Source organism: Arenicella xantha, from assembly GCF_003315245.1.
Classification (GTDB): domain Bacteria; phylum Pseudomonadota; class Gammaproteobacteria; order Arenicellales; family Arenicellaceae; genus Arenicella; species Arenicella xantha.
Map to the genome: position 1 here is coordinate 113191 of NZ_QNRT01000001.1, position 14624 is coordinate 127814.

Below are 14624 nucleotides of genomic sequence, written 5' to 3' on the forward strand. Positions count from 1 at the left end.
ATTAAAACTCCATGGCAAGTTCAGCATACAGCGAACGCGGCATACCAGGAAAATACCGTTCATTGGTAAAACTCGTGAAATCTGCGCGCTCAGCATAGCGTCGATCAGTCAGATTTAACGCCCGTAGTGACACTCGCCACCTATCGGACAATTGATAGCTTCCACGTAAATGCAGCAAGGTGTGACCAGGATAACGACTATTATTCTCTGGGTCAGTGTAGTAATCACCCATCGTTTGCAATTCGGACTCCAGGCTTAGTTTATCGCTGACCAACCAACCTAAGAAAGCGCTACCAAATGCATTTGGGGCGGTATCCACTTGATTGCCATTTAGGTTGACGTCACCGACGCGTTGATCAGAGGCATAAGTGTGCTCAGCAAGGCTGCCAATCAAACGTGCCTGCCACTGCGCATTAAATTGATGTTGTAGCGCAAACTCCACACCGCGGCTTTGCGTACGCTGTCCATCCACATTGAAAAAATCACCGTCGCGAACAATTACATTTTGCGTATCGATGTCGAATAAAGACAACTCAAACTGAGTATTGGCGGATTCATAGCGTGTGGATACTTCAATTGTTCGAGCATTAACAACGTCTAAATCTGCTACCACTTGATCTCGTTGCAAGCGATACAACTCAGTTGCTTGCGGGGAACGAAACGAGTCCGACAAGGTTAGCGACCAACGCCATTGTTGATTGGCCTGAAAGCGCATCTCCATACGTGGCGACAGATTGGTAAAGCGATCGTTACGATCGGCGGGACGACTATACCGGCAACCACCAAAGCCACACGCAGTACCGTCATCACGGGTTCGGCCAGTCAACGTAAGATTATCGTAATCGTAGCGCATGGTTTCCAAACGCGCACCAGTGAGTAACCGCCAGCGCTCAGCCCATTGCCAATCTAGGTGTGTAAAGATCGCAAGCTGCTCACTGTCCACTTGATAATCGTAATGTGTTCCAACCGGAATCGTCGCTTGCAGAAATGCAGAGCCTAACGTCGGTTGCGCTTGGCTTTGCCGTAATGAAGAATCGTTCAGCTCCCCATCAACACCGAGCGCCCAATTCAGCGCCGTCGATGCTTCGACGTAATACACTGACTGCCAACCTATACCACGTTGAGCATTTTGTTCGAGCGGATCGCCTGGCAGAAAGTGTTGCAGAAATTGCATCTCGGTATCGCGCGCATACACAGTAGAACGAAGCTTATTCCCACGGTCACTATGACGCGTTGCGCTGACCCACAATCGCGCAGAATCCGAACGACGAAATGCTTCGGGATCCAAATTCTGCTTCGCTAAAACCGGATCACGATAGCTATCTAAGCCAACAATAAAGCCTGCGGTCTGTTGGTCAAGCTGGGTAATTGTCGCGCCTAGCTCCCACTCCCAACGCGAAAAATCTAATTGATGCCGCCAACTGAATTTCTCTTGTTGGTATCCAGCATTTTCACGATAACCACCGTCGTCGGCGAGCGTGACATAAAACCGCCCAGCATTTCTTTCTAGCGTAGACATGACTCCGCTGTCGCCGAGCTTATATGACACGGCCGCTTTAGCCCGCCAATATTGATTCGGTCCAGCTTCAATAGCTAATCGATTCGTGCCAGAAGCTGGTAACACAATATTGACGCTACCATTGAGCGCGTTCGAACCATAAAACGACGAATTGGCACCACGTACTACTTCAATACGACTGGCTTGCTCGAAATGCGTATCGAACAGCTCATTGACGTTGCAGGAACCTGCCCCCCGCACTGGAATCCCTTCTTCTAACACCAGTACGCTGCCACATGCACCAGCCCCAGTTTGCACGGCAGAGCGAATCGCCGGTAACGACTCCTGCCCATTACCGCGCTGCAAACTAACACCAGGCACCTGACTCAGCGCTTGCTGAATATGCACTGGCGCTAGCTTGCTTAATGCACTCTCACCTAACACTGAAACGTTACTCGATAAGTCCGATACCGGCTGTGCCAAGCGCGTCGCAATAACCGCTATCTCTTCAATCGACTTTTCGTCGACGGCAAGCGCCGAGGTCGAAACGCAGCCAATCAACATCGCCCCAGCGGTTACTTTAAAAAAATTACGATTCCTAGAATTGGTTAGAGTACGGCGATTACGCATATAAGAATGTGGTTTAAGGTTTAACATTATTTACCGGTGTCTTAGACCGAGTGGCTTGATCGGCCTGGTATTGCAACCCGCCTAATTCTGCCATCAGCGCCATCGGGTCAACCCCGGCACGCAATCTGGCCGCATGGTACAGAACATAAGCCTTGATATCGGCGAGTTCTTGTTGATTCAATACCGCACCCAAATTCGGCATGCCTTGACTAGCCAAAGCGCCTTTTAATACGATGTCCTCGTAGATGCTAAAAACAGCGTCACTTGAGCGCGCTATGTCTGGTACTGCACCACCGCCGGCGCCTAATTCATGACAACCAGAACACACATTAATAAAATGATTAAAACCACGTCCAACCGCAATTAAATCAGCGTCAGTGGTTAATTCAGTGAGCGCGGCCATATCGCTCGCTTGCTTGGCCGGCGCCACGGCAGACCCGCCTAACTTCCAAGTGTACAACGTACCGGGATAAAGCTTATCAACAGCCTTAGCCAATAAGCCCTGACTCCCGCCCCAGCCAACCAACAGCGAGATATACTGCTCGCCGTCTACCGCATAGGTAATCGGCGGTGCCAACACGCCGGAACGCACATCGTACTGCCACACCGCCTCGCCAGTACTGGCATCACGAATCGAAAAAATACCCTCTGCATCGCCTTGCATCACTAAACCAGCCGCAGTAGTTAGCACGCCACCATTATAAAAAAACGGTTGATCGATACCCCAAACTTCTTCATGCTTAATCGGGTCATAAGCTATTAGTCGGCCTGACCGCTGACCCGGTGGTGGCGCCTTAGGGTCAAACACCGGTTCGTTATACAACTTGCCGTCAAGACTCATGTTGCCGCCTAGCGGACCAAACGGAACTTCGTGCGAGGCGTACCCAACATCGGCTCGATAACTGTATGCCATCGATTGATGCCCGGTCGGAATATAGACCAAACCAGTATCACGATTAAATGCCATCGGAAACCAATTGTGCCCGCCCAACGGCCCTGGCGTTAGCCAGTGAGCCTTACCACTCAGATACCGAGCTCCTTCAGCCTCAATCGGCCTGCCATTAGCATCTAAGCCAGTCGTCCAATTCTGATAAACATAATTGTCGCCCGAAATAAATTCACCTGTTACTCGGTCAATCACATAAAAGAAACCATTTTTCGGGGCTTGCATGAGCACTTTGCGTGGCTCACCATCAATCTCAAGGTCGGCCAAAATAATCGGTTGTGTCGCGGTGTAGTCCCAGCTATCACCTGGCGTAGTTTGAAAGTGCCAGCGATACTCTCCAGTGTCCGCATCGAGCGCCACTATCGAGGATAAATACAGATTGTCACCACCGCCCGGACTGCGAATTTCTCGATTCCAATGCGACCCATTGCCGACACCAATGTAGACCAAATTCAGTTCTGGGTCATAGTTGATAGCATCCCAAACAGTGCCACCACCGCCCTGTTTCCACCACTCGCCGTTCCAAGTCTTTGCGGCAAGTGCCAGCTCCGGCTGCTCGAAACCATCGGCTGGATTACCTGGTACGGTATAAAATCGCCAAACTTGCTCACCGGTGTCCGCCGCATACGCTGTAACGAAACCGCGCGCCTTAAACTCGGCACCACCGTTGCCGATTAGCACTCTACCGTTAACAATTCTCGGGGCCCCAGTAATAGAATAAAAACCGTCTTCCGGCACAGTCTGTACCGACCAATTGATGCGACCAGAACTAGCCTCTAACGAAATCAAGCGACCATCTAAGGTACCAAAAAAGACTGCACCTTGATAAATCGCCACGCCTCGATTGATCACACCGCAGCAAAGTTTACTCGCCATAGCGGTCGGCACTTCAGGATCATACTTCCACAATACTGCCCCGTTTCTGGCATCGACTGCCCACACTACCGACCACGGACCAGTGAAATACATGATGCCGTCCACGACCACTGGCGTTGATTGAATGCCGCGCTTAGTGCCGAGTTCAAGCGACCAAGCCAAGCCTAAGGAGTCTAGAGATTCGCGTGTTATTTGCTTAAGTGGAGAGTATCGATCTTCCGAATAAGTACGACCATAGCTTAACCAATCGGCAGCGTTGCTATCGGCAGTTACCAAGTCTGAATCGGTAATAGCGCTGACTTTCTGCACATGTTCAACCGAACCTTTGGGCGCCGTGTCTACGCTGGCTATATTCGGCTCGAGCGGTTCTGAACTGCAAGCCGACAACCCCACGATTACAGCCAACGACAAACCCACACTACGAACAGCATTCAACTGGCATTTGAATAGACGCATTAATCCTCCTTCGGATTTTGATTATTATTCAATCCGCAATACGGCTAAGTGGCAATGTCATGCGCGCCAATGATGGGCAAACTCCGGTGTTAACTTCCCGTGTTTACTCATACTGAATCACTCGAAAACCCATTATTTGACCAACCGAATGTAGATTGCGCTGCCCCTGTATGCGGAGCAACAGTGACGTTATCTTCTTTGAGATACTAGTCAAAATGCATAATAACACCGCCAACATGAAGAACGATATGCTCTCGCGGCAATATTGTTAGCCATAAAAAAGGCCCTGCAATGCAGGGCCTTTACAAATATTAAAGAACCGACGCAGTCTATTTGGCGTCTAACTGCTGATAATAGTCCATCAAAATTTTAGCTACTTCAGGACGTGAGAACTCTGGCGGCGGCGCAATACCATTGCCGAGCAATTCCCGAACCTTGGTACCAGACAAAATAACGAAATCCTCGAAACTGTGATCGGGTACGTCGCGCATCATCACTACTTTATTTAGTTTTTTCGAATAAGCGGTGTGGTCGGCACGAAATATTTCAATTTCCAAAGCATCACTTGGCACATCTGTGTCGAAAATAGTTTGTGCATCAAAGGCGCCATAATAGTCACCGACACCAGCATGATCACGACCAATAATAAAATGTGTTGCGCCCATATTCTGACGAAACAGGGCATGCAATACAGCTTCACGGGGACCGGCATAAAGCATGTCAAAACCGTAGCCCGATACCATCACCGAGTTCTCTGGGAAATAGTTTTTCACCATCTCCCGAATTGATTCGTCGCGCACATCAGCAGGAATGTCGCCAGCTTTTAACTTACCCAGCAACATGTGAATCACGCAGCCATCAGCTTGGGTCGCTTCCATTGCCATTTTACAAAGTTCTTCGTGTGCACGATGCATCGGATTGCGAGTCTGGAAAGCCACTACGTTATTCCAGCCCAGCGCCTCAATTTCGGCACGAATTTGAACAGCCGTTTTAAACGTATCGGCAAATTCGGTCTCAAAGTAACTGAAATTCAATACTTCAATTGGACCCGCCACCACAAACTTGCCTTGCGCTAAGAACGCTTCCACGCCTGGATGCGCGGCATCGGTAGTGCCGTACACAGCTTGGGCGACTTGCTGCAGCTCTTGCTCACTAAACTCATCAATGGCCGAAATAGTTTGTACCGCAATGACAGGATTTCCTGCAACATTAGGATCACGCAAAGCAATTCGGTCTCCTACTTTAGCATCGATTGCGGGTAGCAAATTTAACACCGGCACCGGAAAGAACACACCATCCTCGGTCTTCATCGAGTCAGCCACAGACAAGGCATCGGCCTTCGTCATATAGCCTTTGAGTGGTGTAAAATAACCCCCGCCCAACATCACAGCATTCGCGGCAGTCGCTGAGCTGACAACAATTTGTGGATAGGATTGCGCAGCTGCGCCTAAGGCGTCGCGCTCCGCAGGGTCAACAACAAACAGCGGGGTCAGGGCATCAGCCCCATGTGGTTTAATCACGGTAAATCTCCGATAAAAGTATCAGTGTGATGACCATAACGGGGCGTGTAACCTCGCTACAGACATCGAATTAGTTTTGACACTCAAAACCCACTGCGCTCTCAATTCAGGGCTGACAATGGATTTCAATTTGAATTTATTTATACAGAATCAAGTAACGTTGCTCTTGCAAGTAGTTGAGCACAATATCCACCTCTTCTTCGAGGGTCATCTCATCCGTATGCAGATGGATTTCAGGATTTGCCGGTGCTTCATAAGGATCATCAATACCAGTGAAGTTTTTAATTTCGCCAGCACGTGCTTTCTTATAAAGACCCTTTGGATCACGGTCTTCGGCACAAGCTAAAGAACAGTCAACGTGGACCTCAATAAAGTTGTGGCCGCCTTGCTCATGAATGCGCCGAACTTGATCACGATCTTCACGATAAGGGCTAATAAAACTACTCAAAGTGATAATACCGGTATCGCAATAGAGCTTAGAAATTTCACCGATACGACGAATATTCTCCGTTCTATCTTCAGCCGAAAACCCTAGGTTTTGATTGATCCCTAAGCGAATATTATCGCCATCGAGTCGATAGCTCAGCTTGCCCAACTTATGCAATGCCTTTTCAACTGCAACAGCTACCGTACTCTTACCGCTGCCAGACAAGCCTGTGAACCACAGCGTCACGCCCTTCTGACCAAGACGGTTAAATCGATCAGCACGCGTTACTTCGCCGTCATGCCAGGTTAGGTTTGTTGCTTTTTGCTGTTCCATGTCGCTACTCATTTTTTATTAAGAGAAAAATTTAATTTAAGATTCCGCGCAACACTAAGTCTGCGCATTGTTCAATTGTGTCAAATAGGTCGAGCGCTTCATCTCGCACTAGATAGGCGCCCCAAGAATTACAAATTCCGATAATTGAATACGCCACAAAATGTGGGTCTATATCGGCGCGCAGTGCGTTGCTACTGATCCCATCGGAGATCGTGCTCTCCAGTAAGCGGCGATACTTAGTACCTAATTCCTTCAGTAGCACTCGACGTTCTTTCGGCAAATACAAACGCTGATCGTTGTGCACTTTCATCGCGTTATTTTTTTGCCGGTAGTTCGTCAAATGCGAAGTAATAATCATCTGCATGGTCGCTTGAAAAGGCTGAGCGCGCGCGCAGATTTTGTCCATCTGCGCCACATAGTTCTCAAAGCCGTATTCGCACACCTCTTGCAAGGCTTGTTCTTTGGAGCGGAAGTAGTAATACAAACTACCTTGCTTAATGCCCATCACAGCGGCAATGTCTTGCGTTGTCGCTCCATGAAATCCCTTATCAGCAAATACTTGCGCTGCCGCTTCGATCGCCACAACCTTTTTCTGAGCGTATTTATTGCTCATTACCGGCGTTTCAATAGTCTTCGAAGTTGATTTCATTGGCGCATTATAGGGATCCTCGCCGAAATGTCTAAATTTTTTCTATAGATTAATAGATTAATTAGTTATATAGATATATTTAATATATTTTTCAATGACTTAATTCTATATTCCTATCGAATAAAATCATAATCAAGACTTTTATGCGGAATATATTGCACACAGGCAAAAACCCGCTAGCATGGAACACAAACAAAACAGAATCAATTGCGCTGCATGCTTACACAACGTTTAAAACAGATTGGTCCCGGCATGTTAGTAGCCGCGGCGTTTATTGGACCAGGCACAGTTACCGCCAGCACTTTAGCCGGCGCGAACTTCGGCTACGTTCTATTGTGGGCACTCCTATTCGCTACACTCGCCACCATGGCATTACAAGAAATGACGGCGCGGCTCGGAACCGTTGCCCAGCGAGGTCTCGGGGAAGCGCTCGCTGAAATGCTACAACACTCATGGTTCAAGTGGCCGATGACCGCACTGGTGCTGGTGGCGCTATACGGTGGTAATGCAGCCTACGAAGGAGGTAATTTAGCAGGCGCAACGCTGGGTATTGAAGCCGTGCTAGGCACAGACTCAAACGTCAAACAGTTTGCAACTATCGTGTTATCACTGATTGCAGCGTCAGTACTTTTAGCCGGCAACTATCGTACGGTTGAACGCATACTGATTGTGCTCGTGTTGATGATGTCGCTCGCGTTCATCGTATCCTTTCTCGTGGTACGTCCAGATTTTAGCGCAATGCTCTCGGGATTATTTTCCCCATCCATTCCAGCGGGAAGCTTACTGACGGTGATCGCATTAATTGGCACCACCGTGGTTCCATATAATCTGTTCTTACATGCCTCGGCAGCCAAAGCTCGGTGGCACAGCGCCGCACATTTAAAGCATGCTCGGACCGACACCGTGGTGTCGATAGGGCTAGGCGGTCTAGTCACTATTTTGATTGTCTCAACCGCTGCCGCGTCTATGTATCAGCAAGCGCTAGAAGTAAACAGTGCGGCAGACATGGCGATACAACTTGAGCCCTTATTCGGTTCCGCTTCACGAATCTTGCTGGGTCTTGGACTGTTCGCCGCTGGGCTGAGTAGCTCTATCACCGCGCCGCTCGCTACCGCTTACGCCGTTTCAGAAATTCTGTCTCTGGGAGGAAAACCAAGCCAAACGAACTTCAAAGCCATTGCTTTGAGCGTCTTGCTAATCGGCACCGGCCTAGCTCTAACGGGCATAAAGCCAATCAAACTAATCATGTTAGCGCAATTCGCTAACGGTCTAATCCTGCCCATCATTGCGGGCTTCCTACTGTGGTCTATGAACAACAAAAATATTCTGGGTAAACACGTTAATGGTTGGAAGGCCAATACTCTCGGAACCGTAGTGATTGTGGTGATCACACTACTCGGGCTGCGTGCAATTGGCCGAGTCTTTGGATTGCCGTGGTAACAATATAATCAAACCGTTGCCGACGAGGTCAAATACCACAGCAGCAACGCAAGAAGTAGATACACACCACCGCGCCACAACACGTCACGCAGAACATGATAGTCACTTAGTAACGATTCCAGATCAGGTGGAATCGGCATGGGTTTGATTGGCGACACATTCGCTCCACCAGTGTTGCCCTTGGGTACCCAGCCGGAGACGAACCCCGGAATAACGGCTGCTAGCCGTACACACTGACCAACAACTTCATGCCAATCGCCACGTTTTAAACCCACCTTCAGCATCCACCAATGGGTACGCCAATGCCGAAAAAAGTAACGCTGACCAAGAATGTGTGCTCGCTCTAAATGCGCGAATGAGCGATTCAGATAGTTTTGTTGATAGGTGAGCTTAGCCGCCGCCAGCTCTTTTGCGAATGTAATCGTTAATTCTAGCTTACGATTACCAGTGGTGTTTTCACGGTTCTTCATCGTCATAAGTCCTCTTTCTTATCAATAGCGTATCGAGTAAGTAGGAGCACAGCATAAAACCAGCAAAACTTAGCGTATTGAACAATTCGCCTGCAAACTAAATTTGCTGGTCAAGCACAACGGCTAGAATAGATGGCGAGTCTGGCCCGGTGTAACACCCAATAGCTTACGCACAGTCCTTGTGTAGTGGGCTTGATCTGAAAAACCACCAATCATCGCCGCTTGCACCAGAGATTTGCCGTCGGCGGTGGCTTGACCCGCGCGAGCGATAGCACACCACAACAACCATTTAGACAAAGGTATCCCCAGCTGCTTTTGTGCGATTGCTCTAAGCCGCGATTCAGATAGACCACAGTGAGTCGCAACTCGCTGAATCGCGTTCTTTAACGGAACCTCTTTCAGCAATTCCATGGCTGCTGCCAACCGCTCATCCAGCGGCGCATCGTGCGGCAATGCAAACCGTTTAAGCTCACTCATTATTGCAGACGGCGATTTATCATCCGTGATGATCGAACGCAATGGTTCCGACAGCAGCCCAATATCAGCAGCAGGAAATTCCGACAAGCTGGCGGCGGCCAGCGCTGATTGCGGTTCGATCAATATTAACGTGATTTCTGACTTAGCAAATAACGCATGCTTAACACCAGGGCGAACGTAAATAGCCTGACCCGAATGATGCGCGCCGAGTTCGTCTTGCAGTGTTATGGGATCCGTGCCCGAGACCGTTATTTGCAAGGTAGCATGCGCATGTTGACTGTTGTCAGCACTCAGACCGCGATAAACTACAATGCCTTCTGAGAAACTTAGTTCGCCATTCCAAAACGCTTGCATTAGACGCTTACAGCTATCGAAATCACTAGCTTTGAACCGCTAGCTAGCCTAGCCGTCGCATTAATAGCGCCAACAGATAACCCAGCAAAATACCGATCGAATTCGCCACCAGATCAAGCCATTCACCGTATCGATTAACCGACGGCTGAATCAGCTCGATCACACCACTCCAAACCACAAAACCCATTGCCAATAACATCCAATGCCGAGGTCGAACAAAGGCAACAGGCAACATCAAGCTAGCGTAAGCAATGAGATGATGAGTCTTATCGTTACCGGGCAGTGGTGGCAACTCCGGCAACGGCAGCAACGATAAAATGGTAATGGCTACCAATTGAATAACCGTCAAAGGCAGCCAGTAACGACGAATAGCTGTAAGCAAGAACATCACCGATATTCAGCGCTGACCTCGGTTTTTGAGACCAAAGTCAGCACCTTAAAATTACAGCTTAGGAGCAATCAATTGCTCGAGCTTGACTTGGTCAACCGCAAACGCTCTGATGCCCTGCGCTAATTTTTCAGTCGCCATCGCGTCGTCGTTTTGCATCCAGCGGAACGTGGCTTCGTCCAACGACAGCTTAGCTTGCGCATCACCAGTGGCATCAGCCGACAATCGTTGCACTAACTCGCCTTCATCGTTGCGTAATTGCTCGAGATAGTTCGGACCAATAGTTAAGTAATCACAGCCGGCTAAGGCTTCAATTTCACCGGTGTTACGAAAGCTCGCGCCCATCACAATAGTTTTGTAGCCATGCTGCTTGTAATAATTATAAATGCGCGTAACGGAAATAACGCCGGGGTCTTCCATCGGCTCATACTGTTCTTTACCGCCATTGGCTTTATACCAGTCCATAATTCGCCCAACAAATGGCGACACTAAAAACACACCGGCTTCGGCACAAGCAACCGCTTGAGCAAAGCTAAATAACAATGTGAGATTACAGTTAATGCCTTCTTTTTCGAGTTGCTCGGCGGCTTTAATACCTTCCCACGTAGAGGCGATTTTAATCAGAATGCGATCCTTTTCGACCCCGCGTTGTTGGTACAAAGCAACCAGTTTTTTCGCTTTTGCAACCGTTGCAGCCGTATCAAACGATAAGCGTGCGTCTACTTCAGTAGACACTCGGCCCGGAATAATCTTCAAAATTTCGCAGCCAACATCTACACCAAAATTATCCACAGCATCATTTAAATCACCGTTCGCTTTCGCCACGGCACGCTCAATGATTTCGGCGTAAGCGGAGTCCTGCGCTACTTTTAATAACAAGGAAGGGTTAGTGGTTGCGTCCTGTGGTTTGTATTCGGCAATGGCTGGCAGCTCGCCAGTGTCGGCAACGACCACGGTCATATTTCTTAATTGCTGTAATTTATTCATGTGATTACTCAGTATTCGGTCAGAGTGTGTCAAAGTAAGTTAATTTATTGCGGGCTCGCTTGTAAAACGGAGCGCTAATCGATTTGTATTTCATCCGGCGTTGCGGATGCCTTCTCAGTGGTAATGGCCTTAACTGCTTGAAAACCTTTTGGTAACTTGCGTCCGCGCTTACCACGTTCCCCCATATAGCTATCAAGATCTTGGCCTTTTAAGCGTAAATAGCGCTTACCAGAATGCACTAAAACATGCTGACCTTTCTTAAAGGTAGTTGCCCCGAGCACATATTCTTCGCGTTCTTTAAGCAGTTTGGACGGAATATTAATCAGTTTAACACCCTTACCCTTCGCCAGTTCTGGAAGCTCACTCACCGGATAAATCGTCAGGTAACCCGCTGTAGTGACCACTGCAATATAGTTATGTTCAATACTCTCTATCGGCAGCGATGGCAGAGCTTGTGCGCCCTTAGGCACACTCAATGTTGCTTTGCCTTTTTTGTTCTTGGTTAGCATGTTTTCGATTTCACAAATAAAACCGTAACCAGCATCACTCAACATTACATACTGGTCGCTATCCGGCCCCATCATAATTGATTTAAACACCGCACCAGGTGGTGGCGTTACGCTACTAGTAAGCGGTTCCCCTTGACCACGCGCTGACGGCAATTTGTGGGACGGTACCGCATAAGTTCGACCGGTCGAATCTAATGCAACCAACATCTGGTTAGATTTGCCGCGAGCGGCACTAGCGAAGCTATCTCCAGACTTGTAATTTAACTCACGCGGATTAATCTCGTGACCTTTTGCACCACGAATCCAACCTTGTGCTGACAGCACCGCCGTAATGGCTTCGCTTGGTACCAACTCACTAACGTCGATCGCCTTAGCAACGCCACGCTCAACCAACGGAGAGCGACGTGCATCACCGAACTCTTCGGCATCATCACGCAGCTCTTTTTTTACTAACGTTTTCAAACGTGCATCAGAACTAAGTAACAATTCAAGTCTTTCGCGCTCTTTTCTAAGCTCTTCTTGCTCACCGCGAATTTTCATTTCTTCAAGCTTAGCAAGGTGGCGTAACTTCAACTCAAGAATTGCTTCGGCTTGAAGATCGGAAAGATCAAATCGCGCCATAAGCACCGGCTTGGGCTTATCTTCGCTCCGAATAATTTCGATCACTTCGTCAATATTCAGAAACGCTGCCAATAAGCCATCTAATATATGTAGACGGTCAGAGACTTTGTCGAAACGATATTGCAAACGTCGACGCACGGTTTCAATACGAAACGTTATCCACTCCTTGAGTGTGTCGCGCAAGCTGTAAACATGTGGTCGACCATCTAGGCCGATCATGTTCATATTAACACGGAAACTTTTCTCTAAATCGGTGGTGGCAAATAAATGCCCCATCAAAGCTTCGATATCGACCCGGTTAGAGCGCGGTACGACGACCAGTCGAATTGGATTATCTTGATCTGACTCGTCACGTAAATCGCTGACCATTGGCAACTTCTTAGCCTGCATCTGCGCGGCAATCTGTTCCAACACCTTAGAACCAGATGCTTGATACGGCAACGCATGGATAATTACATTACCATCTTCTTTGGTGTACAGCGCACGCTGCCGAACCGAGCCATTGCCGGTTTCGTACATCTCTAGAATCTGCGCACGAGGGGTAATGATTTCGGCTTCGGTAGCAAAATCCGGTGCTTGTACAAATTCACACAAATCGGTGACTGTAGCCTTTGGGTTCTCAATCAGATGCACACAGGCATCGACCACTTCGCGAATATTGTGAGGCGGAATATCGGTCGCCATACCCACCGCAATACCAGATCCCCCGTTCAACAATATATTCGGCAAGCGGGCTGGGAGATTGGTTGGCTCCTGCATGGTGCCATCAAAGTTGGGCTGCCAATCAGCGGTACCTTGCCCAAGTTCAGACAGCAAACTCTGGGCATACGGTGCTAGCCGCGATTCGGTGTAACGCATGGCGGCAAAGGACTTCGGATCATCGGTCGAGCCCCAGTTACCCTGCCCATCCACTAGCGGATAACGATAACTGAACGGCTGTGCCATCAGCACCATCGCTTCATAGCAAGCGCTGTCACCATGCGGATGAAATTTACCTAACACGTCGCCCACGGTTCTCGCGGACTTTTTGTATTTAGCGGCGTTGTGTAACCCTAATTCCGACATCGCATAGACAATGCGTCGTTGAACCGGTTTGAGTCCATCGCCGACGAAAGGCAGTGCTCGGTCGAGGATCACGTACATCGAATAATTGAGGTACGCTTGCTCGGCAAAATCCGCCAGCGGTTGTTGTTCCAAATGTGCGCTCATGAAGTCGTTTGTAATTCTCGTTGCTTGTTCAAATTGAGTAAAGAGTGATTGAGGCGGACAGCAAAACAAGACAGATTTCGGCCCAATTTTGCAAACGGAAAGACTACTCAAAGCGCCTCGAATCAGCAATGGTAAAATGCGGTTTACCTGCAAAAAACCCGACACAGGGAGCCGATTTCTCTACAATCAAGCTGCAGCCGAACTTTAGCTTCTAACTCATGACTTATCCCAACCACGCACTGTTTGACATTGAAACGCTCATTAATGAAGCGCAACCACGTTCAATCCTATTGCTGGGCGACGTCAGCTCAGACCTATTGAATTGTTACGTCGAGCAAAAAGCCCTATTACAACAAGCTTGCACACTGACCCACTTTAACAGCGCTCAAGTTGACCAAGTCATTAGCTTAGAGGAACGCTTCGATGTCGCGGTAGCGATTAATTTATTCGAACACATTCCTAAACAGACCGGGGTTCGCCTGCTGTCACGGCTGCGTGATGTGCTGACACCGCAGTACTGCATCTGTCTACCACTAGCCAATAGCACTGCAGATAACGACCAGTCGGCACCGACCTGGCAACTCACTGAGCTGTTTAGTTTTGCATTGAAAAAGGTCAACGAATACCAAACCGAGCATGGCCAATTAGGGTTATTCAAGTACAACATAGACGATTACAAATCGACACCTGACTGGCTAAATCCCAACAATTGGGCCAACCCAAATATGTGGGACAAATACCGTTGGTGACGTTTAATGATTGGTCGCTGTAACACGATTGTAAAATTTCGCTGCACGGATGAACTAAGCCGTGATACCATCGGAAAAACCTCTT

Annotated in this window: 12 protein-coding genes; 2 read left to right on the top strand and 10 right to left on the bottom strand. The window is 48.5% G+C overall.

Translation table 11 applies throughout. The annotated features are described in order from the left end of the window. Position 1: 1 nt before the first annotated feature. From DFR28_RS00500 to DFR28_RS00520, 5 genes are all read right to left on the bottom strand, one after another. A complete protein-coding gene (locus DFR28_RS00500) occupies positions 2-2155 on the bottom strand; it encodes a TonB-dependent receptor (RefSeq protein WP_113952348.1) in 2154 nt (717 codons plus the stop codon). Beyond that, a complete protein-coding gene (locus DFR28_RS00505; RefSeq protein WP_113952349.1) occupies positions 2142-4406 on the bottom strand; it encodes a PQQ-dependent dehydrogenase, methanol/ethanol family in 2265 nt (754 codons plus the stop codon). The genes DFR28_RS00500 and DFR28_RS00505 overlap by 14 nt, the downstream gene beginning before the upstream one ends. Before the next feature lie 329 nt (positions 4407-4735). Further along, positions 4736-5926, bottom strand: a complete 1191-nt coding sequence (gene sat, locus DFR28_RS00510; RefSeq protein ID WP_113952350.1) for a sulfate adenylyltransferase — start codon at positions 5924-5926, stop codon at positions 4736-4738. A gap of 136 nt (positions 5927-6062) precedes the next feature. Then, the gene (cysC, locus tag DFR28_RS00515; RefSeq protein WP_113953357.1) at positions 6063-6686 is read right to left on the bottom strand and encodes an adenylyl-sulfate kinase; all 624 of its coding nucleotides are present in this window, start codon (positions 6684-6686) and stop codon (positions 6063-6065) included. 31 nt (positions 6687-6717) lie between these two features. Continuing rightward, the gene (locus DFR28_RS00520; protein WP_113952351.1) at positions 6718-7335 is read right to left on the bottom strand and encodes a TetR/AcrR family transcriptional regulator; all 618 of its coding nucleotides are present in this window, start codon (positions 7333-7335) and stop codon (positions 6718-6720) included. Positions 7336-7551: 216 nt separating this feature from the next. Between DFR28_RS00520 and DFR28_RS00525 the strand changes: the two genes are divergently transcribed. After that, positions 7552-8775: an Nramp family divalent metal transporter gene (locus DFR28_RS00525; RefSeq protein WP_113952352.1), complete on the top strand. Its 1224-nt coding sequence runs from the start codon at positions 7552-7554 to the stop codon at positions 8773-8775. 8 nt (positions 8776-8783) lie between these two features. Here the strand turns inward: DFR28_RS00525 and DFR28_RS00530 are convergent, their stop codons facing one another. From DFR28_RS00530 to parC, 5 genes are all read right to left on the bottom strand, one after another. Further along, a complete protein-coding gene (locus DFR28_RS00530) occupies positions 8784-9251 on the bottom strand; it encodes a DUF3703 domain-containing protein (RefSeq protein ID WP_245941719.1) in 468 nt (155 codons plus the stop codon). A gap of 117 nt (positions 9252-9368) precedes the next feature. Further along, positions 9369-10076 carry a helix-turn-helix transcriptional regulator gene (locus tag DFR28_RS00535; RefSeq protein WP_113952354.1) on the bottom strand — a complete coding sequence of 236 codons (708 nt, stop codon included), beginning with the start codon at positions 10074-10076 and terminating at the stop codon, positions 9369-9371. A gap of 43 nt (positions 10077-10119) precedes the next feature. Further along, positions 10120-10464 carry a VanZ family protein gene (locus tag DFR28_RS00540; RefSeq protein WP_342773263.1) on the bottom strand — a complete coding sequence of 115 codons (345 nt, stop codon included), beginning with the start codon at positions 10462-10464 and terminating at the stop codon, positions 10120-10122. A 54-nt stretch (positions 10465-10518) separates the two neighbouring features. Continuing rightward, on the bottom strand, positions 10519-11451 hold the full coding sequence (tal, locus tag DFR28_RS00545) for a transaldolase (protein ID WP_113952356.1): 933 nt from the start codon (positions 11449-11451) through the stop codon (positions 10519-10521). A gap of 74 nt (positions 11452-11525) precedes the next feature. Continuing rightward, the gene (parC, locus tag DFR28_RS00550; protein WP_113952357.1) at positions 11526-13790 is read right to left on the bottom strand and encodes a DNA topoisomerase IV subunit A; all 2265 of its coding nucleotides are present in this window, start codon (positions 13788-13790) and stop codon (positions 11526-11528) included. Between the two features lie 218 nt (positions 13791-14008). Here parC and DFR28_RS00555 point away from each other — a divergent pair, with 218 nt between their 5' ends. Further along, on the top strand, positions 14009-14539 hold the full coding sequence (locus tag DFR28_RS00555) for a DUF6231 family protein (RefSeq protein WP_113952358.1): 531 nt from the start codon (positions 14009-14011) through the stop codon (positions 14537-14539). Positions 14540-14624: the final 85 nt, after the last annotated feature.